The sequence below is a fragment of the Velazquezella soli genome (assembly GCF_977018685.1).
Genome location: NZ_CDRNXF010000004.1, coordinates 2,800,993 through 2,823,570, shown reverse-complemented (window position 1 = coordinate 2,823,570; position 22,578 = coordinate 2,800,993). Strand labels below are relative to the sequence as shown.

29 protein-coding genes are annotated in these 22,578 nt (G+C 61.6%); 7 read left to right on the top strand and 22 right to left on the bottom strand.

Going from position 1 to position 22,578, the window contains the following annotated elements; all coding sequences use genetic code 11:
• Window positions 1-65: 65 nt before the first annotated feature.
• The 7 genes from AC0JZ8_RS17295 to AC0JZ8_RS17265 form a co-directional block, all read right to left on the bottom strand.
• A complete protein-coding gene (locus AC0JZ8_RS17295; RefSeq protein ID WP_325261265.1) occupies window positions 66-611 on the bottom strand; it encodes a tyrosine phosphatase family protein in 546 nt (181 codons plus the stop codon).
• The gene (locus AC0JZ8_RS17290) at window positions 608-1,201 is read right to left on the bottom strand and encodes a YfbR-like 5'-deoxynucleotidase (RefSeq protein ID WP_430256694.1); all 594 of its coding nucleotides are present in this window, start codon (window positions 1,199-1,201) and stop codon (window positions 608-610) included. The genes AC0JZ8_RS17295 and AC0JZ8_RS17290 overlap by 4 nt, the downstream gene beginning before the upstream one ends.
• Before the next feature lie 14 nt (window positions 1,202-1,215).
• A complete protein-coding gene (gene ygfZ, locus AC0JZ8_RS17285) occupies window positions 1,216-2,067 on the bottom strand; it encodes a CAF17-like 4Fe-4S cluster assembly/insertion protein YgfZ (RefSeq protein ID WP_471893023.1) in 852 nt (283 codons plus the stop codon).
• A 104-nt stretch (window positions 2,068-2,171) separates the two neighbouring features.
• Entirely contained in the window at window positions 2,172-2,891 is a 720-nt protein-coding gene (locus AC0JZ8_RS17280) for a hypothetical protein (protein WP_471893022.1), read from the bottom strand.
• A 71-nt stretch (window positions 2,892-2,962) separates the two neighbouring features.
• Entirely contained in the window at window positions 2,963-3,220 is a 258-nt protein-coding gene (locus AC0JZ8_RS17275) for a hypothetical protein (protein WP_062453374.1), read from the bottom strand.
• 103 nt (window positions 3,221-3,323) lie between these two features.
• Entirely contained in the window at window positions 3,324-3,794 is a 471-nt protein-coding gene (locus AC0JZ8_RS17270; protein WP_244474014.1) for a TIGR02301 family protein, read from the bottom strand.
• 8 nt (window positions 3,795-3,802) lie between these two features.
• Window positions 3,803-4,228, bottom strand: a complete 426-nt coding sequence (locus tag AC0JZ8_RS17265; RefSeq protein WP_062579812.1) for an NUDIX hydrolase — start codon at window positions 4,226-4,228, stop codon at window positions 3,803-3,805.
• A gap of 150 nt (window positions 4,229-4,378) precedes the next feature.
• Between AC0JZ8_RS17265 and AC0JZ8_RS17260 the strand changes: the two genes are divergently transcribed.
• The 3 genes from AC0JZ8_RS17260 (at window position 4,379) to AC0JZ8_RS17250 (ending at window position 6,194) form a co-directional block, all read left to right on the top strand.
• Window positions 4,379-4,705: a YnfA family protein gene (locus AC0JZ8_RS17260; RefSeq protein WP_062453372.1), complete on the top strand. Its 327-nt coding sequence runs from the start codon at window positions 4,379-4,381 to the stop codon at window positions 4,703-4,705.
• Window positions 4,706-4,746: 41 nt separating this feature from the next.
• A complete protein-coding gene (locus AC0JZ8_RS17255) occupies window positions 4,747-5,511 on the top strand; it encodes an SOS response-associated peptidase (RefSeq protein ID WP_209900444.1) in 765 nt (254 codons plus the stop codon).
• A gap of 65 nt (window positions 5,512-5,576) precedes the next feature.
• Window positions 5,577-6,194 (top strand): LysE/ArgO family amino acid transporter, encoded by a 618-nt coding sequence (locus AC0JZ8_RS17250; RefSeq protein ID WP_471893387.1) that lies wholly within the window; start codon window positions 5,577-5,579, stop codon window positions 6,192-6,194.
• Between the two features lie 6 nt (window positions 6,195-6,200).
• Here the strand turns inward: AC0JZ8_RS17250 and AC0JZ8_RS17245 are convergent, their stop codons facing one another.
• From AC0JZ8_RS17245 to AC0JZ8_RS17225, 5 genes are all read right to left on the bottom strand, one after another.
• The gene (locus AC0JZ8_RS17245) at window positions 6,201-6,338 is read right to left on the bottom strand and encodes a hypothetical protein (RefSeq protein ID WP_430258480.1); all 138 of its coding nucleotides are present in this window, start codon (window positions 6,336-6,338) and stop codon (window positions 6,201-6,203) included.
• 189 nt (window positions 6,339-6,527) lie between these two features.
• Window positions 6,528-7,346, bottom strand: coding sequence for a CDP-alcohol phosphatidyltransferase family protein (locus tag AC0JZ8_RS17240; protein WP_062453369.1), 819 nt, complete (start codon window positions 7,344-7,346; stop codon window positions 6,528-6,530).
• Window positions 7,347-7,368: 22 nt separating this feature from the next.
• A complete protein-coding gene (locus AC0JZ8_RS17235; protein ID WP_180215429.1) occupies window positions 7,369-8,070 on the bottom strand; it encodes a phosphatidylserine decarboxylase in 702 nt (233 codons plus the stop codon).
• A gap of 245 nt (window positions 8,071-8,315) precedes the next feature.
• Window positions 8,316-8,456: a hypothetical protein gene (locus AC0JZ8_RS17230; RefSeq protein WP_156461813.1), complete on the bottom strand. Its 141-nt coding sequence runs from the start codon at window positions 8,454-8,456 to the stop codon at window positions 8,316-8,318.
• A gap of 26 nt (window positions 8,457-8,482) precedes the next feature.
• Window positions 8,483-10,384: an ABCB family ABC transporter ATP-binding protein/permease gene (locus AC0JZ8_RS17225; protein WP_062579820.1), complete on the bottom strand. Its 1,902-nt coding sequence runs from the start codon at window positions 10,382-10,384 to the stop codon at window positions 8,483-8,485.
• A gap of 199 nt (window positions 10,385-10,583) precedes the next feature.
• Between AC0JZ8_RS17225 and AC0JZ8_RS17220 the strand changes: the two genes are divergently transcribed.
• On the top strand, window positions 10,584-10,808 hold the full coding sequence (locus AC0JZ8_RS17220; protein ID WP_062453367.1) for a hypothetical protein: 225 nt from the start codon (window positions 10,584-10,586) through the stop codon (window positions 10,806-10,808).
• Window positions 10,809-10,967: 159 nt separating this feature from the next.
• On the opposite strand, the gene AC0JZ8_RS17215 is transcribed toward AC0JZ8_RS17220, so the two are convergent.
• Window positions 10,968-12,875 carry a LysM peptidoglycan-binding domain-containing protein gene (locus AC0JZ8_RS17215; RefSeq protein WP_471893021.1) on the bottom strand — a complete coding sequence of 636 codons (1,908 nt, stop codon included), beginning with the start codon at window positions 12,873-12,875 and terminating at the stop codon, window positions 10,968-10,970.
• Window positions 12,876-13,034: 159 nt separating this feature from the next.
• Between AC0JZ8_RS17215 and AC0JZ8_RS17210 the strand changes: the two genes are divergently transcribed.
• Both AC0JZ8_RS17210 and AC0JZ8_RS17205 read left to right on the top strand, forming a co-directional pair.
• Window positions 13,035-13,652 carry an LOG family protein gene (locus AC0JZ8_RS17210; protein ID WP_471893020.1) on the top strand — a complete coding sequence of 206 codons (618 nt, stop codon included), beginning with the start codon at window positions 13,035-13,037 and terminating at the stop codon, window positions 13,650-13,652.
• 41 nt (window positions 13,653-13,693) lie between these two features.
• Window positions 13,694-14,326: a LysE family translocator gene (locus AC0JZ8_RS17205; RefSeq protein ID WP_471893019.1), complete on the top strand. Its 633-nt coding sequence runs from the start codon at window positions 13,694-13,696 to the stop codon at window positions 14,324-14,326.
• A gap of 7 nt (window positions 14,327-14,333) precedes the next feature.
• Here AC0JZ8_RS17205 and AC0JZ8_RS17200 read toward each other — a convergent pair whose 3' ends face one another.
• From AC0JZ8_RS17200 to cysS, 7 genes are all read right to left on the bottom strand, one after another.
• Window positions 14,334-14,663, bottom strand: a complete 330-nt coding sequence (locus AC0JZ8_RS17200) for a DHCW motif cupin fold protein (RefSeq protein ID WP_062579824.1) — start codon at window positions 14,661-14,663, stop codon at window positions 14,334-14,336.
• A 22-nt stretch (window positions 14,664-14,685) separates the two neighbouring features.
• The gene (gene rarD, locus AC0JZ8_RS17195; protein WP_430250236.1) at window positions 14,686-15,612 is read right to left on the bottom strand and encodes an EamA family transporter RarD; all 927 of its coding nucleotides are present in this window, start codon (window positions 15,610-15,612) and stop codon (window positions 14,686-14,688) included.
• Window positions 15,613-15,746: 134 nt separating this feature from the next.
• Entirely contained in the window at window positions 15,747-16,862 is a 1,116-nt protein-coding gene (locus AC0JZ8_RS17190) for a metallophosphoesterase (RefSeq protein WP_471893018.1), read from the bottom strand.
• Window positions 16,863-17,050: 188 nt separating this feature from the next.
• A complete protein-coding gene (gene pip, locus AC0JZ8_RS17185) occupies window positions 17,051-18,010 on the bottom strand; it encodes a prolyl aminopeptidase (protein ID WP_471893017.1) in 960 nt (319 codons plus the stop codon).
• Entirely contained in the window at window positions 18,007-18,510 is a 504-nt protein-coding gene (locus AC0JZ8_RS17180; RefSeq protein ID WP_471893016.1) for a GFA family protein, read from the bottom strand. The genes pip and AC0JZ8_RS17180 overlap by 4 nt, the downstream gene beginning before the upstream one ends.
• Complete coding sequence (locus tag AC0JZ8_RS17175; protein WP_471893015.1) at window positions 18,507-19,019, bottom strand: GFA family protein; 513 nt, start codon at window positions 19,017-19,019, stop codon at window positions 18,507-18,509. Before AC0JZ8_RS17175 ends, AC0JZ8_RS17180 begins: the two co-directional genes overlap by 4 nt.
• 136 nt (window positions 19,020-19,155) lie before the next feature.
• On the bottom strand, window positions 19,156-20,553 hold the full coding sequence (cysS, locus tag AC0JZ8_RS17170) for a cysteine--tRNA ligase (RefSeq protein WP_471893014.1): 1,398 nt from the start codon (window positions 20,551-20,553) through the stop codon (window positions 19,156-19,158).
• Between the two features lie 357 nt (window positions 20,554-20,910).
• Between cysS and AC0JZ8_RS17165 the strand changes: the two genes are divergently transcribed.
• Window positions 20,911-21,138, top strand: a complete 228-nt coding sequence (locus AC0JZ8_RS17165) for a hypothetical protein (RefSeq protein ID WP_062453357.1) — start codon at window positions 20,911-20,913, stop codon at window positions 21,136-21,138.
• Window positions 21,139-21,159: 21 nt separating this feature from the next.
• On the opposite strand, the gene AC0JZ8_RS17160 is transcribed toward AC0JZ8_RS17165, so the two are convergent.
• On the bottom strand, window positions 21,160-21,741 hold the full coding sequence (locus AC0JZ8_RS17160; protein ID WP_062579834.1) for a DedA family protein: 582 nt from the start codon (window positions 21,739-21,741) through the stop codon (window positions 21,160-21,162).
• A 41-nt stretch (window positions 21,742-21,782) separates the two neighbouring features.
• Window positions 21,783-22,523, bottom strand: coding sequence for an SDR family NAD(P)-dependent oxidoreductase (locus AC0JZ8_RS17155; protein ID WP_113111103.1), 741 nt, complete (start codon window positions 22,521-22,523; stop codon window positions 21,783-21,785).
• Window positions 22,524-22,578 lie beyond the last annotated feature (55 nt).

Here is a 22,578-nt window from a genome sequence, read left to right as displayed (position 1 = left end):
TAATTGGCGCGGGTGACTGTCAGGTCAAGGCAAACGGAGCGACGTTTCTCACCCGCCGCAGGGGATCAGGACGCGCGGTTTTCGATTTCGGCCTGTGCCGTAACAGGCAGCACGAACGAGGCCCGACCATCCGTTTCAGCGCCGCGCCCGATCCGCTTGATCGCCTGCACAAGCCGTCCGTCACGCTGCAAAAGACGGTCGCCGATCTCAATCAGCCTTGTATTCGGCGTCGCATGCGGCGCGACCTTGCGCAGCCTTGTCGCCAGCTCGACCTCGTCCTGTTCAGGATAAAGTGCCAGCGACGCGATGACGGCCGCTGCCGGAGACCGCGACACGCCCATCCAGCAATGCACGACGAGCGGCGCGGACTGATCCCAGTCTTTGGCGAAGGCGATCAGCTGCTCCACATGTGCCTCGCTCGGCGCAATCAGAGTGCCGGTGCCGGCAAAGCCGATATCGTTCATCTTGAGCTTCAGGTGGCGCGCGGCGGCAATCACGGCAGGCCGGTGGAAATCCTGCTTTTCGGCAATCAGGCTCACCATTTCACGGGCGCCGTGGCGGACCGAGAGTTCGGCGATCTTGTCGAGCGGACAGACGATGATCCGGCTCATGCCGTCACACCGCGATCGGCTTCAAGCGCATGAAAGCGCTCGAGAAAGCGCGCCTGAGCATCCAGCGCCGGCATCGGCTTCAGTTCCAGCATGTCTCGGGTTATGCCACGCGGCACGCCGAAGAATTTCTGGGCTTCGGCGACGGAAAACCCGGCAAGCTCGGTCGCTTCGAAAAACGCGGCAACGGTGTCGGCCTTCTTGATCATCACCTTCAGCTCCTTCGTCGGATGCGGCGGCAGGCCGAAGCGGATATGGATCGCAGCCTCGAGCCGCAACTCGACCGCCTTGTAACCGCCGCCGACCACCGACTTGAAGGGCGAGATCATGTCGCCGATGACGTATTCGGGTGCGTCATGCAACAGCGCCATCGCCATCGCCTCGCTGGAGGCATCGGGATTGGTGCGAGAGAAGATCTGCTCAACGATCAGGCTGTGCTGCGCCACCGAAAACGCGTGGTCGCCTTTGGTCTGGCCGTTCCAGCGCGCAACGCGGGCAAGCCCGTGGGCGATATCGGCAATCTCGACATCGAGCGGCGAGGGGTCCAGCAGGTCGAGCCGGCGGCCGGAAAGCATCCGCTGCCAGGCGCGCATAGATTTCAATCCGCTCACGGCTCGGCCTCTTGCGTCGCTGTCGGGAACAACAGGTCGGTCCATTCCGGCAGCGAGAGAAGGACGGTGACATCGCTCGCCGTCAGGGGAATACCATTGGCGATCGCATCGCCGACCCGGTCAATCCGCACGATTGCAAGCCCCTTGTTACCCAAGACGGATCCGAGCGTGCCGACCGGCTTGCCACCGGCCATGATGTCCGTGCCTGAGACGGGCAGGGCAGTCTCGCTTGTGACGAGCGCGACACGCCGCCGTGCCGTGCCACGGTGCTGCATGCGAGAGACGACTTCCTGCCCGACATAGCAACCCTTGCGGAACGACAGCCCGTCGGTCTTGTCGAGGAGAACGTCGTGCGGAAAGGCATCCTGCAGGGCATAGTCGAAGCCGGAGGCCGGAATGCCGGACGCCACCCGCAGCGTCTCGTACTCGGCTTCCGACGCGTCGATCGCGATGCCCTCGGGCTTTCCCGGATATCGCGACAAAGTCACGCCGGCTTTGGCAAACGCCGCATCCGCAGCACCAGTAACCGAACCGTCGCCCCAGGTTACCGTCACGCCATCGGCATCGTCGGCTGCAATCGTCACGGCCGCCCGCAGCTTGTACATGGTGAGACGGCGCATCAGCGCGTCACGCTGGGCGGCATCGGTCTCCATCAGGAAATCGTCGCCGTCACGGGAGATCATGAAGTCGAACAGGATCTTGCCCTGCGGCGTCAAAAGCGCGCCGGGACGGGCCGTCCGTTCAGGCAGGGATTCGATATCTGTCGTGATCAGGCTGTGGAGAAACTCGCGTGCATCGACACCGGAAACCCGGATCAGCTGGCGCGAGGAAAGATGGACGGCGGGCATGGCGGAAGGTCCGATTGTTGAGCCGGAAGGTCGAACCCGACAGGTAAGCCCTCCCGACCGCGCGAACAAGTGCAGTCGCGGTGCCGCAAGCGCATCGGCAAGAGTCAGTCGCCGCCGGTGAAGAACTTCCACTGGCCGTCGGGCGACAGGCCGATGCGGTAGAAATTGTAGGCGTCGTTTTCTTCCATGCCGATCATATCGCCGGCCGTAACGATCCGCAGCAACTCGACGCGCTCCGGTGGGGTGAGGGCAGAGATCGACTTGCCGGCGAAATAAGGCCAGACGTAAACCTCTTCCGGCTGCCCGGCCTCGAGCCTCACGGCGCTGGCGGAGAGAAGGTCCATGACGATCGCCAGAATTTCCTGGCCGTCTGGATCGCCGGAAAAGTTCTTCAGCGCGCCGACCGGATCGTCGCCCTGATAGTCCATAACCTGGGTCTGGTTCGGGCCGGGATTGGTCAGCGGCTTCAGCCGTTCGATATCGCCGGAGGCAGCGGCCTCGATCAAGGCGGCGCGCATTTTCTTGACAGGCTCAGGCAACGTGGTCATGTCGCGGATGATGTCGGCCTGGATCGTGTCGGTCGCCGCAGCCGTTGGCTGGCCGGCGGCGGGTGCAGCGGGCGTTGCTACGGGCGCCTGGGCTGACCCGGTCGCCGGCACTTGCGGACCCTCGAAAGCCTGCATGACGCCGGACGATGGCTTGCTGCCGCCTGTTTCACCCTGCGCTGTGGTGCTCAGCGCCAGCGCGGAAGCCGGTGCCATAACCTGCAAGCCGCAAAAGCATGTTGCGGCAAGCGCCAGACGCAGACCGTTGAAATTTGTCATGATATGCATTCCGGCCGCCTTCCGAAGGGGAATTCTCGGCTTTTCTTGATGCCTGATAAGGATGTGCGAGATTACTGAACGATCCGTTCCGGCGAAAACTCTCCGGCCAGCATGCGGTTCTTCAGCGAATCCAGCAGCGCTTCGGCGCCGGTTTCGCCCAGCAGGCGGATCGTCTCGCGAATGGCACAGGCCATCGCGACATCAGCAATGATTTCAGCCTCGATGCCATCGGCACGGCCATCAGCCCAGGCTTCATTCTGATATTCCAACGCAGCCTGCATCTTCTCGTGGACGATCATGTCATCGATTTCGTTGCGGCCTGTCTGCATACTCTTGATCCTCGGTACCCGTATTAATTACTGACCCATTAAGAACTTTATCAGCCTTTTATCAAAACGACACGGCTTGAGGTCAAAAGAGGTAAATAAACCGCTAATTTCCGTAGCGACTGGCTATTTCGGCGGCAAGTGTTGCGCCTTCGGCACGGTAGAGTTCCTCAGCCATGCGTGCGGGTTCATTGCAGGATGTGTGAACCGCGGCAAACGAGCGGTAGCCGCGGTTGTAGGCGGCGGTCAAGCGTTCCCGCCGTTTAGGCTCGCTGGCGGTGTCAGAATCCAGCAATTTCTGCATGGATCCGCGCCAATCGTCACTGGTTGCACCGCAAAGCGACCGCAAATAGGTGACCGAGCCCAGCACTTCCGCAAGCCGCATCATCTGCGAATCATACGGAGCCGGTTTTGATTCGGTTTCCGTCTGTGGCGCGGCCGTTGTCGCAGACGGCGCCTGCTTCGACGGTGCTTTCTGCGACTGGGCGCCAGCCGGCGCGGCGGCACAACTCAGCGCGATCGCAGCAACGATCGCGAATCGGTGGGAAGACGTGAGGAAAGACATCAGGCGGTGCATACGAACTCCTAACCGCGTTTCAGTTCCGCCGCCAGCCTTTCGGCGCACTCCAGCACGCTCGCAGGCACTGGAAGATTGCGGATCTCCTCAACCGAATACCATCCCGGATCGGCCGCATCGTCGGCGGCAATCGCTTCTCCTTCGGGGTCCGCTTCGACACGGAACACCGAGAGCGAGAAATGGCGGTTGTCGTCTTTGTCCTTCTTAAGGTCGTAGGTGGCAAACAGGGTCGGATTGCGCACAGCGATGCCGGTCTCCTCGAAGAATTCCCGCACCGCCGTCTCCGATGGCGTCTCGCCGGGCTCGGCCCGACCCCCTGGAAAGGCAAACAGATTGGCCGAGGGCGGGTTCAATCGCCGGATCAGCAGAAATTTGCCGTCGCGTTCGAGAATGGCCGACGATGCGGCTTGCGGGGAGGGCGTGGCTGTTGTCATGGACTGCTGAAGCTTTGAAGAGCGATAAGGTCAGGATAGTGTAGGCGGGAATAGCCGCCCATCAAGGACATATCATGTCGCGCGCAAAAACCCTCTCTCACGGCATGACACGGCCCGAACCATGCCGGTGAACCTCAACGGCTGGACAGCATGAAAACCTATCTCCTCTACTCGCTTGCCGCCCTGTTCGAGATCGCCGGCTGCTTTGCCTTCTGGGCCTGGTGGCGGCTGGAAAAGCCGGCTCTGTGGCTGGTGCCGGGTATGGTGTCGCTCGCGCTGTTTGCCTGGGTGCTGAGCTTCGTGCCAAGCGACGCGGCCGGGCGGACCTACGCCGCCTATGGATCGATCTACATTCTGGCCTCCATCCTCTGGCTTGCTGGTGTCGAGAACCGGATGCCCGACCGCTGGGACTTGATCGGCACGACCGTGTGCCTCCTCGGCGGCGCGATCATCCTCTTCGGTCCCCGCAGCGCCTGATCCGCTTGACGTCTGCCTACCCCGGTGCCATCTAATCTCGCATGTGCGGACGCTACGCCCTGACGGCGACTTCTGAGGAAATTCTGGAGGTCATGCAGGCGCTGGGGGAGGAAGGTTTCCCGGCCCGCTACAATATTGCCCCGACGCAGCCGATCCTGATCGTCATGCACAACGAGTATGTGAAGCCCGGCAGCAATCTTCCGCCGCGTCGCGCCGTACTTGCCCGGTGGGGCCTGATTCCGGGCTGGGTCAAAGATATCAAGGACTTTCCCCTGATGATCAACGCGCGCTCCGAGACGGCGGCCGAAAAGGCGTCGTTCCGGGCCGCCATGCGTCACCGCCGCGTTCTCATTCCGGCCTCCGGTTTCTACGAATGGCGCCGGCCCCCAAAGGAGACGGGACTGCCCTCACAGCCCTTCTGGATCCGCCCGAAGAATGGGGGCGTCATCGCCTTTGCGGGACTGATGGAAACCTACGCATCTGCCGATGGCTCGGAAGTCGATACCGCGGCGATCCTGACGACTGCTGCCAATCACGCCCTGCGGCCGATCCACGACCGCATGCCCGTCGTCATCGCGCCGGAGGATTTCGATCGCTGGCTGGATTGCAAGAACGGTGAGCCACGCCACGTGGCGGATCTGATGCGGCCGGTACAGGACGATTTCTTCGAGGCGTTTCCGGTATCAGATCTGGTCAACAAGGTGTCCAACATGGGCAAGGATCTGCAGAAACCGGTCGCGGTGGCACAGCCGCAGGAGAAGCCGCCAAAGGCATCCGGCAGCAGCGGCCAGATGTCGCTGTTTTGATCCGTTCCGACCGCGTCACACCATCCAGCCTTCGAATCACGTCCTGAACGGATCTCCCTATGAACCTGATATCCGCCGGTTTTTCCGGCTTTGCGCTGGGCGGCTCGCTGATCGTGGCGATCGGCGCTCAGAATGCGTTTATCCTGCGCCAGGGGCTGATCCGCAGCCATGTCTTCGTGCTGTGCCTGATCTGTGCAATATCCGACGCCTTGCTGATTGCAGCCGGCGTCGGCGGGCTGGGAACGATCGTGTCGCAATCGCCGCTGCTGATCTCGGTGGTGACGCTGGGCGGCGCGCTGTTCCTCGCCACCTATTCGGCCATGGCATTCCGGCGGGCGGTAAAGCCCGGTGCCATGGTCGCTGGCGCGCCTGAGAGCATGGCACTGAAGGCGGCGGTGATGACCTGTCTCGCCTTCACATTTCTAAACCCGCATGTCTATCTCGATACGGTCGTGCTGCTCGGCAGCCTGTCTGCGGCCTATCAAGGTCCGGAAAGGGTAGCCTATGGCGCGGGCGCGGTGATCGCATCCTTCGCCTGGTTCTTCGGCCTGGGCTACGGCGCCCGCTATTTGGCGCCGCTATTTGCCAGACCCGCCGCGTGGCGGGTGCTGGATGGCCTGATCGGCGTTGTCATGGGGTTGCTCGCGCTCGGGCTTCTCATAAGCTTCCTGCGCGGCGCCTGAGACGGATCAGCGAGCCGGGCTGAGCGTTGGCTTGCGCTTCAGCATCATCGCCGCAGCAGCAACGGCTTTGAGGCCGAGCGGACGGTAATGGCTGGAAAGGTCCGGCTTGGCTTCGATAATTGTCTTGTTGGTTTCGCTGCTCACGTCTGTCTCCTCACGAATCTCTGTTCCGCTCAAGGGCGGGCCGGCGCATTTCGCCGCCAATCCGGGCGGAATCATGGCTGCGGCTTTACGATGCGGTAGAGAAAGAATGGACGCGCCAACTTGCCGCAAGCTGGGGCTGCGACGCAACAATTCGTGTGCGCCGCAGCATCAGTCGCAAGGGCAGGACGATCAGACGTGCGTGCGCTCGTCCTCGATGGTGATCGTGCCATAACGCTTTTTCCACGCACGGGCAGAAAACGGCAGAACACAGAGATAGGCAATCGCGGTGATTGCCAGGATTTCCCAGGTGTAGCTCATCAAGAGGCCGACATAGAGAACGGCCACAAGCATGATCGGCAGCATCAGGTCACGGCGGATGCGGCCCGACTTGCCGGACCAGACCGGCAGACGCGAGACCAACAAGAAGCCGATCAACAGCGTGTAGAGAACGCTGGCATACACGAAGAACTTCGTCTGTTCGACGCCGAGAAAACCGAGATAGACCGGCAGAAGCACCAGAAGCGCACCCATGGGTGCCGGGACGCCTACAAAGAACTCCGACTGCCAGGGCGCCTTGATGCCGCGGTCTTCCATCACGTTGAACCGGGCAAGCCGCAGGCCAGCCGCGATTGCATAGAGAAGTGCCGCTATCCAGCCGAAGGATTTCGCTCCGTCGAGCAGGAAGGCATAGGAAACGAGAACGGGCGCAACGCCGAAATTGATGATGTCGGCAAGCGAATCCATCTGCACGCCGAATTTCGACGTTGCCTTCAGAAGCCGTGCGATCCGACCATCGATCCCGTCGAGGAAGGCTGCCAGCAGCACCATCGCGACAGCGAGTTCGAACCGTCCCTCGAAGGCAAGTCTGATCCCGGTGAGGCCGGCGCAGATCGCCAGCACCGTGATCAGGTTGGGGATCATCAGGCGGACCGGGATCTCGCGCAGGCGCGGACCACGGGCCTCGTCGGTCGTATGGTTCTGTTCCGGCGGCGAGACGGGCGTCTCCATCAGATGATCTCCTTGCGTTTAGTTAGGCACGACGGCCGATGGTCGGTCCCTTGGCGGAACCGAATTCGGCCAATACGGTTTCGCCGCCGACCGCTCTCTGGCCAACCACGACGCGCGCCTGGCCACCGGCCGGAACGAAGACGTCGAGGCGCGAACCGAAGCGGATCAGGCCGAAGCGCTCACCGGCGCTGACCGGCTCGTTGGGCTTGACCCAGCAGACGATGCGGCGTGCCACAAGACCGGCGATCTGTACAACGCCGACGCGGCCGTGCGGGGTGTCGATGACAAGCCCGTTGCGCTCGTTGTCGCTGGACGCCTTGTCGAGTTCCGCGTTGACGAACTGCCCTTCGCGATACTCGATGCGTGTCACCTGGCCCCGAACAGGGGCGCGGTTGATATGGCAGTCGAACACGTTCATGAAGACCGAGATGCGCAGCATCGGCTCGATGCCGAGATCCAGTTCGGCTGGCGGCACGACCAGAGCAACATGGCTGACGCGGCCGTCGGCAGGGCTGATGACGAGATCGTCATCCTGCGGTACGACCCGTTCCGGATCGCGGAAGAAGTAGGCGCACCAGAGCGTCAGTACCAGTCCGATCCAGAACAGCGGCTCGGCGAAGTAGCCGAGGATCAGCGAGACGACGAAAAAGATGACGACGAAAACGTAGCCTTCCTTGTGGATCGGCACGAGCGTGTTGCGGATGGTGTCGAAAAGATTGATCAACCCTTGGTTCTCCTCAATGGTCTGTGCTGCCTGCCTATAGAAAAACCCTATTTGCGGCAATCCGGTTCCGTCGATGCGCCCGTGACGTCATACAACTTCCCGGTATAATTGACGGAATACACCGTTTGAAGCGCCCAGCGACCTCTGCTTGAACGCGGTTTATCCCTGACGCGTCAGTTTCCCAAAGGCCGAGCCTCGTCTTCTGACACTCGCCGACGCGGTGCATTGCCGCAGATGTCTTCGCCTCAGCGAACCGCCTCAGGGTCTACCCAGCCCATCCAGGTCGAGAAGGCGAGCAGAGGCGAGCCGTAGAAGACCAGCACCAGCATATAGATGATGGCGATACCGCCGAGTACCAGCATCCGCCTGTTCGTATATCGTCTCATGCTGTTCTCCTGTTATTCTGCTGCCGTTACTCAGCAGCAGGTGCGCCGCGACGGACGATGCCGAGATCGTCGTTCTCGCGCACCTTCTTCAACTGCTCTTCCGCTTCCGTCGCCTCGCGCTGACGGTTCCACATCGAGGCGTAGAGGCCTTCCTGCTGCAGCAGCCCCGAATGGGTGCCGCGCTCGGCAATCTGGCCGTCGCGCAGAACGATGATCTCGTCGGCATTGATAACCGTCGAGAGGCGGTGGGCGATGACAAGCGTCGTCCGGTTCTTCGAAACGAGATCGAGTGCGGACTGGATCTCGTGCTCGGTCGTCGTATCGAGCGCCGAGGTCGCCTCGTCGAGAATGAGGATCGGCGGGCTCTTCAAAACCGTGCGGGCAATCGCCACGCGCTGCTTTTCGCCGCCCGAGAGTTTCAGCCCGCGTTCGCCGACCTTTGTCTCGTAGCCATCCGGCAGAGCCTTGATGAACCGGTCGATCTGAGCGATCTCGGCCGCCGCCTGGACTTCGGTATCCGAGGCACCCGGCCGGCCGTAGCGGATGTTGTAGACGACCGTGTCGTTGAACAGCACCGTATCCTGCGGCACCATGCCGATGGCCGAGCGCAGCGACTTCTGCGTCACGTTGCGCACATCCTGGCCGTCGATGGTGATCGATCCGCCCTGGATATCGTAGAAGCGATAGAGCAGGCGCGAGATGGTGGATTTGCCGGCACCCGATGGGCCGACGATCGCCACCGTCTTTCCAGCCGGCACGTCGAAGGAGATGCCTTTGAGGATCGGTCGTGCCGGATCATAGGAGAACTGCACGTCGCGAAAGGCGATGGCGCCTTTTTCAGGTCCCTGTCCGATGACAAGATCCTTCGCGTCCGGCCGGTCCACGACTTCTGCTTCGACTTCAAGAAGGTCGAACATCTGCTCGATATCGGTCAGCCCCTGGCGGATTTCGCGGTAGACGAAGCCGATGAAATTAAGCGGAACCGCGAGCTGCATCAGCAGCGCGTTGACGAACACGAAATCGCCAATCGTCTGGTCGCCGCGCTGCACGGCAAGCGCCGACATGATCATGATCACGGCCTGTCCCAGCCCGAAGATCACGCCCTGGCCGAAGTTCAGCCATCCGAGCGAGGTCCAGACGTCGGTCGCCGCCTTTTCATAGCGCTCCATGGAGGAATCGAAGCGCTTTGCTTCCATGTCCTCGTTGCCGAAATATTTCACAGTCTCGAAGTTCAGAAGCGAATCGATGGCTTTTGTGTTCGCCTCGGTATCGTTGTCGTTCATCGTCCGGCGGATGGAGATGCGCCAGTCGCTGGCCTTGATCGTGAACCAGATATAGGCGGCAACCGTAACAGCCGTGACGGCAAGGTAGGCGAACCCGTAGGCGGCCCAGAAGATGATCGCTGTCAGCAGGAATTCGATCACCGTCGGCACCGAGTTGAGGATGGTGAAACGAACGATCGTTTCGATGCCCTTCGTGCCGCGTTCGATGATGCGCGACAGGCCGCCGGTCTTGCGTTCCAGGTGGAAGCGCAGCGAAAGCTGATGCATGTGCACGAAGGTCTTGTAGGCAAGCTGGCGCACCGCGTGCTGGCCGACCGAGGCAAACAGCGCGTCACGCAGCTGGTTCAGACCCACCTGCAGGATGCGGGTAAAGTTGTAGGCGACGACCAGCACGACGGCGCCCAGCAGAAAGACCGGCAGGATTCCCGCCATGTCGAGCTTGCCGTTTAGCGCATCCGTCGCCCACTTGAAGAAATAGGGGACGGAGATGAGCACCAGCTTTGCCAGCAGCAGAAACACCGTCGCCCAGATGACGCGCGCTTTCAGATCCGCGCGTCCGACCGGCCACATATAGGGCCACAGGTTGACGAGTGTGCTGAAGGGATTGCCGCTATCCGCAGATACGGTCTTCTTTTTTGCTGCCATGGATTTACCTGAATCTGAGGGCGAAGAAACGCCTTCCCGGCAAATAGGCTGCGCAGGGCCATGTTGCAAATGAAACTCGCATGAAACCTCATCTGGCCTCATCGGTCGAAAGTAGGTATGACTACGGAGTGTATAAGTCCGAATTGCGAGGCGGAGGAGGTCTGGCTATTCGAGGGAAGCTCGCTTTGGGAGGAATATCATGCGCTTCAAGACGATTGCCGTTGCGACTGCCCTGAGCACTCTTCTGTGGGGAGCCTCGGCCGGCGCGGCTTTCACTGCCTATACGGTGGTCAAGCATGTACCGCATCTCAATATACTGGAAACGGTCACAGCACTTGTCGAGCGCAACAGTCTTTCACTGCACGTTGCCGCCCATTCACTGGCAGTCACGCCGTCGCAACTGATGATCGGCGATCGGTCGTAAGTCTGTTTTTCTGCAGAGTGTTGCACCGATAGCCGCCGCCGCGACGTGAAGCTCAACCTCCCGCATTCCCGTGATGAGCACAGGAATGTGGAGATTGGGGAACCCGAAGCATTGGCCCTGCGGTTTTAAGTCGTTTTCAGGAGAATTGGGGCCGCGTCATCATTTCCGATGCTGGATCCGTTCGCGGTGCAGCTCTTCCGAATCCGGCCGGAACTCCTCCGGTACGCCGAAGATCTGGCCGGGCTGGATGATGTCGGGGTTGCGGATCTGATCCTCGTTGGCGAGGTAGATCGTCGTGTAGCGCACGCCCTGGCCATACATCCGGCGCGAAATCTGCCACAGCGTATCGCCACGTCGGATGATCACCGAATTGCGTTCGCTTTGCGTCAGCGGTGCCTGCTGGAACGTCTTTGTGCCGTCAACGCCTGTGGCGGGAGCAGCCGGCGTGCCGGCCATTTCCTGTTCGTTGCCACCATCCATCTGCCGTGCCATGGCGGGCCCGACGGCGCGGGCGATCATGGCGCCGAGGTCCTTGAGGGCTGCGCCAACGGCGGCAACGTCGTTTGGAACCTTGTCGAGTGCGGCAAGTGCTGACGCTGCATCCTTGGCGGCATTGTCGGCAACGGAGCGGGCGGAAACGGAAGCGTCGGCCGGCAGGCGGTATTCGGTCAAAGACTTGAGCGTAATCGATGTGGACGAACGTGCCGCCGCCATCTGTTCGCCGCTCGGCACCTTACCGTCGGCGTAGAGGTTCTGCAGCAGGTTGAAGGCGCGTACCACTTCGTTGCGAAGCTTCTCGAAGGCGCCGCCATCGATCGTCGACATCGGGCTTGAAACTGCGGGGGCTGCGACTGCCGCCACCTGTTCGCCGGCCGGACGGTTGAACGGAACTTCGACCATGACGGAGCGCTGGCCGGCCCCGTTCAGTGCCTCGACGCTGATCCGGTGGTCGCCGACCGAAAGCTGCGTGTTGCCCTCGATGACGAAATGGCCGTTGCCGCCTGCGCGCGACTGGCCGACGGGCTCGCCGTCGACAAGACCGCGCACCGTGACACCCGAGCGGGCGATGCCGGCGATAAAGATTTTCGAGCCTTCAAGCTCGACGGCGGTGATCTGCAGATCCGGTGTTCCAGCCGGAGCAGGCGTCGCGTCGGGAGCCGCGGTCGAGGACGGAGCAGAGACGTTTGGCGCGCTGGATGCGATCTGCGACGATGCCTGCGGCAAGGCCGGAGTGACGGCTGGCGTCTGAGACTGACCCGCAGCCGTCTGGCCTGGAGGGGACGGCGCAGCGTCAGGAGCAGGGGCAGGGGGTGTTGGTGATGTCGCGACATTCGGTGCGGCAGGCGCAGACGCGTTCGGCGTCGCGATGACCCGGCTCGCTTTGCCCGGCGTCGTCACCATGGCAAGCAGCTTGCCGGTCTTCGGATCGCTGGGTACGGAGACCGTCGCGGTCTCGTCCGAGACGACCGTCTTGCCGTCCTTGCCGGTGGCCTTGAGAACCAGCTGGTGATCGCCCGGCGGCAAAGGTTTGTCGAGAACGGCTGCAAAATCGCCGCTCGGGCCGACGTCGATCTTGGCGACGACCGAGTTGCCACTGGAGATTTCGAGTGTCGAATTGGGCAGCGCGCGGCCGGCAATCACGGCCGAACCGTCGGGCTCGACGCGCAGCACGTCAAAGGCGGGCTTGGCTGGCGTTTGGGCAGCGTTCGGCTGGGCGGTGACCGGGCTTGTCGCGCTCGGTGCAGCTGTTACTGCGGGTGCGGCCGGAGCGGAGGGCGCTGCCGGAGCGGAAGGGGTTGCCGGGGGAGATACGGGAGCGGCCGGCGTCGTCGCGGGCACGGATGCCTGCTCCTGCGGCTTCGGCGCGTCCGGAGAATTCGGTGCGTCTGTCGGCTTCACCGCCTGCTTCGTGCTCTCGACCGCGTCCTTGACCGCATCGCCGGCAGCGTTGATCGCATCGCCGAGCGGTTTGGCATCATGATTGATCCGCGGCAGCACGAAAAAGACCATCAGCAGCGATGCGATGGCGAGTACGACCAGAGCGAGCCAACCGGCGCGGTTTTTCATGAGCAAAGCCTTTTCCCGATGGACCCTCCATCGTCTTTCCGGATTATCCGTTTCCTCTAGTCATAACAAGCTTTTCCAGTGTTTCAGCCTTGCTCTGCGCAGTATTTCCAGCCAAATCTCGTGGTTGGTGCGTCGCGTGCCAACCCTTTGAAGTGCCTGATGGAGAAAACTGTGCCAATACGATCCATATGCGTTTACTGCGGCTCGCAGCCGGGGCGCGATCCCGCCTATATCCAGGCCGGCCGTGCGCTCGGAAAATCCATTGCAGCCCACGATCTCAGGCTGGTCTATGGCGGCGGCACCAAGGGCATCATGGGTGCGGTTGCCGCTGGCGTTCTGGCACACGGCGGCAAGGTTACCGGCATCATTCCGGATTTTCTTGTCGATATGGAGGCAACCCGCCATTCGCTCGGCCAACTCGACGAACTGATCGTCACCAAGGACATGCATGAGCGCAAGCACAAGATGTTCGAACGCTCCGATGCCTTCGTCACCCTGCCGGGCGGCATCGGCACTCTGGAAGAGATCGTCGAGATCATGACCTGGGGCCAGCTCGGCCGCCACGAGAAGCCGATGGTGTTTGCCAATATCGGCGGGTTCTGGGATCCGATGCTGTCGCTCGTCACCCATATGCGCGAGGAAGGCTTCATCCACCGGGGGCATCTGGTACAGCCGATGGTGATCCCTGACGTGGATGACATCGTGCCGGCCATTCTCGACCGCGACGAACAGCAGGCCGCGTCAAAGGGCGAAGCCGCCGTCATCTCGAAACTCTAGGGTTTAAGGCTTCCGCCTAGGGCAGGGGACAGGAGCACCGCATGCCAGACTGGAATATCCTGTTCGCCTTCCTTGTGACGACGTCCATCTTCGCCTTCATTCCGGGACCCGCGATGCTTTACGTAGCGGCCCGCACGATGGTTGCCGGACGCAAGGCGGGCATGATGGCGGTGCTCGGCGTCCATCTCGGATCCTACGCCCATATCATCGCTGCGGCAGCTGGCCTTTCGGTTCTCTTTCACGCCGTCCCAGTAGTTTATGGGCTGGTGAAGCTTGCAGGCGCGATCTACCTGATCTGGCTTGGCATTTCCCTGTTTCGCGCGAAGGCTGCGGGTGCCGGCGATCTGCAGGCGGAGACACCGAGATCTGCCCGAAAGGCATTTGCCGAAAGCATCGTCGTCGAGGTTCTCAACCCGAAGACGGCGATCTTCTTCCTGGCCTTCCTGCCGCAGTTCATCGACAGCGCGGCCAGCCTTCCGGTCTGGGTTCAATTCGTGGTTCTGGGACTGGCCGTCAGCGTGATCTTCACGATCGCCGATGTTTTCGCCGTTGCTCTTGCCGGGTTGGTGATGGCACGGCTCAACCGATCGAGCACGGCGCAAAAGCTTGCCCAGCTAGCAGGCGGCACCATCCTGGTCGGTCTCGGCGCGCATCTCGCGCTGCAGAGAAGCTAGAGACGCGTCAGTCGACGATGAAGAGCTTGGCGCCCAGTGTCGTAGAGGACCGGTGCGGTTCGGCGCTGTCGGCCACCTGATAGCTCATGCCGGGTTTCAGCACAAATACGCGTCCGTCGGCAAGTTCGGTCGTCATCTCACCTTCGAGGCACAGCAGGATATGGCCTTTCTCGCACCAGTGGTCGGCGAGATAGCCCGGCGAATGCTCCACCATCCGCACCCGGATTGGTCCGAAATGGCGGGTGCGCCAGGTCGAGTGTCCGGTGTCACCCTTGTGGACGGTCGGCTCGATCTGCGACCAGTCCGTCGTGCCGAAGGGGATATCTGACATCTGCATGAACGAATCTCCTGATGGGCGGTCAGCGGCTGCGAAGGTCCCGCAGCATCGCCAGCGTATAGACTGCAAGTGCCGACCAGATGAACACGAAGGCGGTGAGCTTGATGCCGCTCAACGGCTCCTTGAAGATGAATACGGCGGTCAGAAAGATCATCGTCGGCGCGATATACTGCATGATGCCGATGGTCGAAAGCTTCAGCAGCTTGGTGGCATTGGCATAGATCATCAGCGGCACGGCTGTCGCTATACCGGCAAAGGCAAGAAGGGCCGCATCATAGCCGACACCGTTCAGGAAGTGGCCCTGGCCCGTCGCTTCCAGCCAGATGAGGTAGGGCAGCATCGGAATGCTGATCAGAAGCACTTCGAGGAAAAACCCCTGGTTCGGACCGATCGGCAGCGTCTTGCGGAAGAGGGCATAGAAGCCCCAGGTAAATGTCAGCGCCAGCGACACCCACGGCAGACCGCCCGAACCCCAGGTGAGGATTGCGACACCGACCACGGCAAGCCCGATCGCCGCCTTCTGCATCGGCAAAAGCTTTTCCTTCAGCACCAGCGCTGCCATCAGAATGCTGAACAGCGGATTGATGAAATAGCCGAGCGCGGCATCGATGGCGCGACCGTTCGAGACCGCCCAGACATAGATACCCCAGTTTGCGGTGATGAAGGCGGCGGTGACGCAGGCCATGCCGAGCATGCGCGGCGTCCGGATCGCTGTCTTCACATCCCCGGTGCGTCCGAGAATGATCAGCACGAGGCCGGCGATCGGCACCGACCAGATGGCGCGGTGCGCCAGCACTTCCAGCGCCGGAAGATGCGCGACCGCTTTCAGGTAAAAGGGAAGGACGCCCCACAGGAGATAGGCGGTGATGCCGAAGGCAAAGCCGCGCGGCGTGTCCTCGTTCTTCGCTCCCGCGGGTTGTGCGGCGACGGGAACGGTATCGGTGGCCATCAGGGCGTTTCCGGCAATTTGTTATCGTTGGCTGGCGGGATACACCAAGGCGTGGCCCCCGGCCAATTCATTTCTGTGAAGCATGGATCAGCGGCGCGACCGCTCCGACCGACCCGCTCACCGGATGCCGCAACTCACTTCGGCCTCAGCGTGATCACGGTCAGTTCCGAGGGTACGCCGAGCCTCAGCGCAAAACCGATCCACAGGGCCGTACCGTTATTGACATAGAGCGACATCTGATCGACGTCGTAGAGACCGGACACGAAGCCGTTGTTGAAGCGGGCGATAAGGCGATCGAACCCCCAGATCATGCCGCCATGGGTATGGCCGGACAGCTGCAGATCGGCCCCGGCATCCGCCGAAAGCTTCGCATCGCGTGGCTGGTGGTTGAGGAGGATGACCGGAACATCAGCTGGCGCACCTGATAGCGCCTTGCCGACGTCAGGGCCTTCCAGGCCGAACCGGGTGGCGTTGAGATCGTTGACGCCGGCCAGCACCATCTGCGCACCGCCGCGCGACAGCACCACGTGGCCGTTGGAAATGGTGCGAAGGCCAAGCGTCTCGTATTGCCGCATCCAGTCGTCATGGCCGAAGTAATATTCGTGATTGCCCGGAATGGTGAAGACGCCGTCTGGAGCGCGCAGTTTGGCAAGCGGGGCAACATCCAGATTGCGGGCCTGCAGATCGCCATCGATCAGGTCGCCGGTGATGACGATGAGGTCGGCATTCTGGGCATTGGCCTTGGCTACCGTCTCTTCGACCCAGGGCGCCTGAAACAGGCGGCTGATGTGAAGATCCGTCAGCTGGATCAACCGGTAGCCATCAAACTGCGCTGGCAGGGTGTGGATGCGGATCTCCACTTCCTTGACCGGCGGCACCCGGATCGCCTGGTTGACGGCAAAAGCTGCAAGCGACATGGCAGCTGCGCCGATCCCGTAGCGCAGCCCGACCGGTATTCTGATCCGCCGACGTCGAAGGGCTGCCGTGACAAGCGCGACCAGATCGAGCGCCAGCTGAAATATGCCAAGCAACAGGATCGTGCCCGCCATCCAGTTGACGACGATCATCGTCATCCGCGGCACTTCAGGCGAAAACATCGTGCCGAACACGATCCGGCTGATCAGACTGTGCTGGAACACCACCATCAGCACGACCGCGATCAACCCCTTCGCCCAGCGGGGCCACGGCAGCGGCAGAAGGAAGCGGAGGACGACGTAGAGGCACAGAAGGGCTTTGGCGAGATGAAACACGTCGATGAGGCTCGGCTTCAGGAGGATGCGATAAGGCAGGGAGCCCTAACTGTGCCGGCCGGCGGTTAATCTCAACCGGCATAACGGGATGTTGATCGGGAGGGGTGAGGCATATCGCTTCTCCCCGCCCGCAGGGAGAAGTTGGCGGGAGCCGAATGCGGGGCGAGACGCCCCGCAAGCTTTCGCATTTATGCCTTCCCCGCAAACCGATCCGTCGCCCGGATCAGTTGATCCGTAATCCCCGGTTCCGATACGGCATGTCCAGCGCCTTCGATGATGTGGAAATCTGCGTCGGTCCAGACCTTCGACAACTGGTAGGCGTATTTGAGCGGGCAGGGCATGTCGTAACGGCCGTGCACGATGATGCCCGGAATGCCCTTGAGTTTTGTCGCATCACGCAGCAGCTGGCCTTCGTCAAGCCAGCCGGCATTCATGAAGAAGTGGTTTTCGATGCGCGCGAAGGCGATGGCGTAATGGTCTTCGCCGAAGCCTTCGGTCAGCGCCGCATCGGGAAGCAGGGTGATCGTCGATCCCTCCCAGATACTCCAGGCCTTGGCCGCCTCAAGCTGCGCTGCCGTGTCTGATCCTGTCAGACGACGATGATAGGCGGCCATCATCTCGTGGCGCTCGTCCTCGGGGATCGGCGCGAGAAACGCCTCGTATTTTTCGGGAAACATTTCCGAGACGCCGAACTGGTAGTACCAGTCGAGCTCGGCTTTCGTCAGCGTATAGATGCCGCGCAGCAGCAGCTCGCTCACCCGCTCGGGATGGGTTTCAGCATAGGCGAGGCCGAGCGTCGAACCCCAGGATCCACCAAACACCTGCCACTTGTCGACGCCGACCATCTCGCGCAGCCGCTCGATATCGGCGACCAGATGCCAGGTCGTATTGGCCTCAAGGCTTGCATGCGGCGTCGACTTGCCGCAGCCGCGCTGGTCGAACAGAAGGATGTCGTAGAGTTCAGGATCAAACAGTCGCGACTGGATCGGCGTGATGCCACCGCCCGGGCCGCCATGCAGGAAGACGACAGGCTTTGCGCCCTTCGTGCCATGCCGCTCGAAATAGATCGAATGGCCATCGCCGACATCGAGCATGCCGGTGTCATAGGCGGTCGTTGCGGGATAGAGCGTGCGCAGCACTTCCGTCATAGATGCAGACCTTTCGCCGGCCAGTTTTCCGTATCGTGATCGGGATGCTGGAAGGAGATGATCTGCTCCTGCTTCGAATAGTAGTCCGTATCGCCATGCACGGGAGCGTCGAAGATCGTCTCCACCCAGGGAAGCCGGAAGGAGTGGTTGACCTGCACCTGCGGCATCAGGTCGTCGCGCTCGTCGAAAGCGCCGATCGCGATATCGAGGCTGGTCGGCGTGCGGTAGGTCAGCGGCGTGCCGCATTCCCCGCAAAAGCCGCGGTCGATATTGATCGAGGACTGGAAGTATTTCGGCTCCCCGCGGGTCCACTCGACCCCGGTTTCCGCACTGTCCTGCGGTGCTGCGACAAGCGGTCCGAAGAACCCGCCGAACGCCTTCTGGCACATCCGGCAATGGCAGATGGAGGCACGGCCGAGCTGTCCGTTGATCCTGAAACGAACGGCACCACACTGGCACCCGCCGGTTCTTGGCTGTCCGGCTTTTTCCGTCTCACTCATGCGTCGTCCTCCTTGGTCATTCCGCCGATGCCGGCAACTGGTTGCCATACCTGTGTATCGTGATCCGGATGCTGGTTGGAAACGATATCATTGAGGAAAGGCGCCTCGTCGATATCGTCCATCGTATCGTGCCCGGGCAAGGCGTGCAGATGATCCACGAACCCCACCTTGCCCTCGGTGCCGTATTGTACCGAAGGCGGCAGCGCCGATGGATCGTCGAAAGCACCGGCCGAGACCGCAATGCCATCCGCCGCCTCATAGGTCAGCGGCGTGCCGCAATTGTCGCAGAAGCCGCGCCGCACATGGTTTGAAGACGCGAAATATTTCGGCTGTCCGCGCGTCCAGGAAAAGCCGGTGCCGCGGGTGGAGACGAGGGGCGCATAATAGCCGCCGAACGCCTTCTGGCACATGCGGCAATGGCAGATCGAGACATGGTCGGGCTTGCCTTCGAGGCGAAACCGCACGGCCCCGCACTGGCAGCCGCCGGTATGAATGTCATGGGTGGTCATGCATTGCCTCGTAGAATGGTCTGGCCGCCGCTATCGCCCACAGGATCAGCCTTGCAGTCTGCACGCATATCGTCTTCCCCGTCCTAAGGTGGTCCCGTGCGCAAAGCATAGGACCACCGCACCAAGGCGGCAAGCGTTAGCGCTTGACCTCCCAGGCGGTCGTCCGTTCACCGGTCTCGGCGTTCTTGCCATCCTTCAGCTGGATGCCCTTCGCTGCCAGTTCGTTACGAATGCGGTCGGCTTCGGCGAAGTTCTTCGCTTTCAGCATTTCGAGACGCAGCGCGACAAGTGCATCGACCGCTTCCGCTAGCGCCCCGTCCACTTCCGTCTTTTCCGGCGCGACGCCGAGAAGGGCGGCGCTGGCGGCAAACATTGGCAGCAGCGTTTTGTCGGCATTGGCTTCCTGCGCCAACGCATGGATGCGCTGGATCGCGGCCACCGTGTTGAGGTCGTCGGCGAGCGCCTCGAGGACGATCGGGCAGGGCTCCGTGCCCTCAGGGATCTCGGCAAGGTCGACGGCCGGCCATTTGGCGAGAAGCCGCTCGGCCTCTTCGATGCGCTTGATCGAGAAGTCGATAGGCTCCCGGTAATGCGTCATCAGCATGGCGAGGCGCAGCACCTGGCCCGGCCACTTGCGACCGCCGAACGTATCGGTATCCAGCAACTGGTTGATGGTGATGAAATTGCCGGCGGACTTCGACATCTTGCGGCCTTCGACCTGCACGAAGCCGTTATGCATCCAGACATTCGCCATCACGTCCGTGCCGTGGGCGCAGCGCGACTGGGCGATCTCGTTTTCGTGGTGCGGAAAGATCAGGTCCAGCCCGCCGCCATGAATGTCGAAGACTTCTCCGAGATAGCGGCCGCTCATCGCCGAGCATTCGATATGCCAGCCGGGGCGACCGCGTCCCCAGGGGCTGTCCCAGCCGGGTTCGTTGTGGGAGGAAAGCTTCCACAGCACGAAATCACCCGGGTTCTTCTTGTGCGCATCAACAGCGACGCGCGCACCCGCCTGCTGCTCATCCAGCGGACGCTTGGAAAGCTGGCCGTAATCGGCCATCGACTTGGTGTCGAACAGCACTTCGCCCTCGGCGACATAGGCGTTGCCGTTGCCGATCAGCTTTTCGATGATAGCGATCATCTGCGCGATATTGTCCGTGGCGCGCGGCTCGATGCTGGGCTCAAGGCAGCCAAGGGCCGCGACGTCGTCGTGGAACTGCTTTGCCGTCTTTTCGGTCACCGCATGGATCGCATCGTTGAGCGCAAGATGCGGAAAATCGCGCAGCGCCCGGGCGTTGATCTTGTCATCCACGTCGGTAATGTTGCGCGCATAGGTCACGTGGGCGTCGCCATACACGTGCCGCAGCAGCCGGAACAGCACATCGAACACGATCACCGGCCGGGCGTTACCGATATGGGCGAAATCGTAGACCGTCGGGCCGCAGACATACATGCGGACGTTGTCGGCATCGATGGGCTCGAACGCCGTCTTCGCGCGGATCAAGGTATTGTATAGCTTGAGCGTGACGCTCATCGAAAAATCTCCCAACATCCTGACGTCGCATGCATCTATGGCGAGCGGACCAGAGCGTTTGTCTTCAAAGCTTTTCGAGAGACGAAAACGGCCAGGCCAGCGCTTTACGCTGAGCGAATAATGATCCCGCAGATGGAAATCGCCGTGTTCATCCATCGTTTATGGCGCGAGGCCACTGTTTGGTCAAGAGATTTGCTGATGCGTTCCCGGTCCGAAATCCCATCGAAAAAGCTGTTGAAAAGAGGTTTTCACCGCCCGCGTTTAGTTACCGGTTAATCTTAACCAAAACCTGTGTTTTGCGTTTTGTCCATTCTGCCTAATATTAGAAATCACTGATGAAGAGTGGGAGGCAGGGTCATGGACGTAAGAACGACCTTCGTGGGAAAGCCGCTTGATCCGGGTGAGCTGGAACGGCTGGCGCGAATATACAACGTCGCGCGCTGGATGACCGGTCGCTCCAGGCACGATCCGTCCGCCGCCAGGCTGGCGGCCATGGCAATCCGCTTCTACCAGCTCGGCGTGCGCGACGACGATGTTCTTCTCGAAAAGGTGCTCAGCACCCATTCGGCTCTCACGAGCAACTGAGATGTCCGAACGGCGTGCGACCTAATTCCGGGTTCCCGCCCACACGCGTGCCAACGTCTTGCGCGCCAGGAATGCGGTGACGGCAACCGCAACAAGGATTACGCCGAGGGCTGCGAGCATGTGAACATGCAGTCTCAAATGTCCAAACAGCGCCTCGACCGCGTTGCCGAACAGGTACCCGATCGCCGTTATACCGACGCCCCAGACGAATGCGGCGATGAGATTGAGAAAGAAGAAGCGAAGAGGCGAGATGCCGGAAAGTCCGATCATCAAGGGACTGACGGTGCGGATGCCGTAGACGAAACGGAACGAGAGGATGAAGCCCGTCGGATGCGCCGCAAGCAGGGTGCGGACGCGTTCTGCAGCCTTTACCCGCATCATCCGCTGGACGATTGCCAAGCGGTTTGCATGGCGGCCCGCAAAAAACAGCGCCTGGTCAGCGATCAGCGATCCCAAGAAGGCACCCGCCGCGGCCTGCCAGTAGGGCATGAGGCCGCGGTGGGAAATCACGCCGCCGAGAAACGCTGCCGTCTCGCCCTCGACAGCCGCTCCCAGAAACACGGCCACCGGTCCATACTCACCGATCAACTGTTCCAGGCTCATGACTAGATTCCCCCAAACGTCCGGGCTGTCGGTCTATCCGGTTACTCCGGCATTCTGAAATCGACGAACCGGTTTTCGCGCACCACGAACATGCGGCCACTGTCGGTAAGCTCTGGCGAGGCGAGGAAGAGGATCTTCTGCGCCACCTCCGACGGATGCGGCAGTGTCTCCGGATCTTCGCCAGGCACGGCCTGCGCCCGCATCGCGGTCCTCGTGGCGCCCGGGTTGACCATGTTGACCTTGAGCGTCGTGTGCGTGTTTTCCGCAGCCCAGATGCGGCCCATGGTTTCCACAGCCGATTTCGAGATCGCGTAGGCACCCCAGAAAGCCGGGGCCTTTGCGGCAGCGCCTGACGAGAAGAGCAGGGCGCGACCCGCATCGGATCGCACCAGCAGAGGCTCCACGGAGCGGATCAGCCGCCACATCGAGGTGACGTTGGTCAGCATCACCTTTTCGAACACTTTCGCCTCGATATGCCCGAGCGGCGAAATCGTACCAAGAATGCCGGCATTGGCGACGAGGATGTCGAGCTTGCCCCACCGTTCGAAGATCGAGGCACCCAGCCGGTCGATCGCCTCCATGTCGGTGAGATCGAACGGCACGAGCGTTGCCGAGCCGCCTGCAGCCTTTATCGCGTCGTCCAGCTCTTCCAGCCCGCCGACGGTGCGTGCGGTGGCGATCACATGCGCGCCGGCCTTTGCCAGCTCCAGTGCCGTGAAGTAACCGATGCCGCGCGAGGCGCCGGTCACCAGCGCAATCCTACCCTTCAAGTCGATCGTCATTGTTCCATCCTGCCAGTCGCGACCAAAAAAGAAGGCCGCGTTCCCGCAGCCTTCT

What these genes read in the sequence shown, in the direction of transcription:
- AC0JZ8_RS17260 (WP_062453372.1), top strand. Translation starts at nt 4,379, where the DNA reads ATGAAAACCTATCTCCTCTACTCGCTTGCCGCCCTGTTCGAGATCGCC.
- AC0JZ8_RS17280 (WP_471893022.1), bottom strand. Translation starts at nt 2,891, where the DNA reads ATGACAAATTTCAACGGTCTGCGTCTGGCGCTTGCCGCAACATGCTTT.
- AC0JZ8_RS17175 (WP_471893015.1), bottom strand. Translation starts at nt 19,019, where the DNA reads ATGACCACCCATGACATTCATACCGGCGGCTGCCAGTGCGGGGCCGTG.
- AC0JZ8_RS17265 (WP_062579812.1), bottom strand. Translation starts at nt 4,228, where the DNA reads ATGACAACAGCCACGCCCTCCCCGCAAGCCGCATCGTCGGCCATTCTC.
- AC0JZ8_RS17165 (WP_062453357.1), top strand. Translation starts at nt 20,911, where the DNA reads ATGGACGTAAGAACGACCTTCGTGGGAAAGCCGCTTGATCCGGGTGAG.
- AC0JZ8_RS17200 (WP_062579824.1), bottom strand. Translation starts at nt 14,663, where the DNA reads ATGCAGATGTCAGATATCCCCTTCGGCACGACGGACTGGTCGCAGATC.
- AC0JZ8_RS17225 (WP_062579820.1), bottom strand. Translation starts at nt 10,384, where the DNA reads ATGGCAGCAAAAAAGAAGACCGTATCTGCGGATAGCGGCAATCCCTTC.
- AC0JZ8_RS17290 (WP_430256694.1), bottom strand. Translation starts at nt 1,201, where the DNA reads ATGCGCGCCTGGCAGCGGATGCTTTCCGGCCGCCGGCTCGACCTGCTG.
- ygfZ (WP_471893023.1), bottom strand. Translation starts at nt 2,067, where the DNA reads ATGCCCGCCGTCCATCTTTCCTCGCGCCAGCTGATCCGGGTTTCCGGT.
- rarD (WP_430250236.1), bottom strand. Translation starts at nt 15,612, where the DNA reads ATGGCCACCGATACCGTTCCCGTCGCCGCACAACCCGCGGGAGCGAAG.
- AC0JZ8_RS17230 (WP_156461813.1), bottom strand. Translation starts at nt 8,456, where the DNA reads ATGAGACGATATACGAACAGGCGGATGCTGGTACTCGGCGGTATCGCC.
- AC0JZ8_RS17295 (WP_325261265.1), bottom strand. Translation starts at nt 611, where the DNA reads ATGAGCCGGATCATCGTCTGTCCGCTCGACAAGATCGCCGAACTCTCG.
- AC0JZ8_RS17210 (WP_471893020.1), top strand. Translation starts at nt 13,035, where the DNA reads ATGGAGAAAACTGTGCCAATACGATCCATATGCGTTTACTGCGGCTCG.
- AC0JZ8_RS17160 (WP_062579834.1), bottom strand. Translation starts at nt 21,741, where the DNA reads ATGAGCCTGGAACAGTTGATCGGTGAGTATGGACCGGTGGCCGTGTTT.
- AC0JZ8_RS17215 (WP_471893021.1), bottom strand. Translation starts at nt 12,875, where the DNA reads ATGAAAAACCGCGCCGGTTGGCTCGCTCTGGTCGTACTCGCCATCGCA.
- pip (WP_471893017.1), bottom strand. Translation starts at nt 18,010, where the DNA reads ATGACGGAAGTGCTGCGCACGCTCTATCCCGCAACGACCGCCTATGAC.
- AC0JZ8_RS17255 (WP_209900444.1), top strand. Translation starts at nt 4,747, where the DNA reads ATGTGCGGACGCTACGCCCTGACGGCGACTTCTGAGGAAATTCTGGAG.
- AC0JZ8_RS17155 (WP_113111103.1), bottom strand. Translation starts at nt 22,523, where the DNA reads ATGACGATCGACTTGAAGGGTAGGATTGCGCTGGTGACCGGCGCCTCG.
- AC0JZ8_RS17275 (WP_062453374.1), bottom strand. Translation starts at nt 3,220, where the DNA reads ATGCAGACAGGCCGCAACGAAATCGATGACATGATCGTCCACGAGAAG.
- AC0JZ8_RS17205 (WP_471893019.1), top strand. Translation starts at nt 13,694, where the DNA reads ATGCCAGACTGGAATATCCTGTTCGCCTTCCTTGTGACGACGTCCATC.
- AC0JZ8_RS17180 (WP_471893016.1), bottom strand. Translation starts at nt 18,510, where the DNA reads ATGAGTGAGACGGAAAAAGCCGGACAGCCAAGAACCGGCGGGTGCCAG.
- AC0JZ8_RS17240 (WP_062453369.1), bottom strand. Translation starts at nt 7,346, where the DNA reads ATGGAGACGCCCGTCTCGCCGCCGGAACAGAACCATACGACCGACGAG.
- AC0JZ8_RS17270 (WP_244474014.1), bottom strand. Translation starts at nt 3,794, where the DNA reads ATGCACCGCCTGATGTCTTTCCTCACGTCTTCCCACCGATTCGCGATC.
- cysS (WP_471893014.1), bottom strand. Translation starts at nt 20,553, where the DNA reads ATGAGCGTCACGCTCAAGCTATACAATACCTTGATCCGCGCGAAGACG.
- AC0JZ8_RS17220 (WP_062453367.1), top strand. Translation starts at nt 10,584, where the DNA reads ATGCGCTTCAAGACGATTGCCGTTGCGACTGCCCTGAGCACTCTTCTG.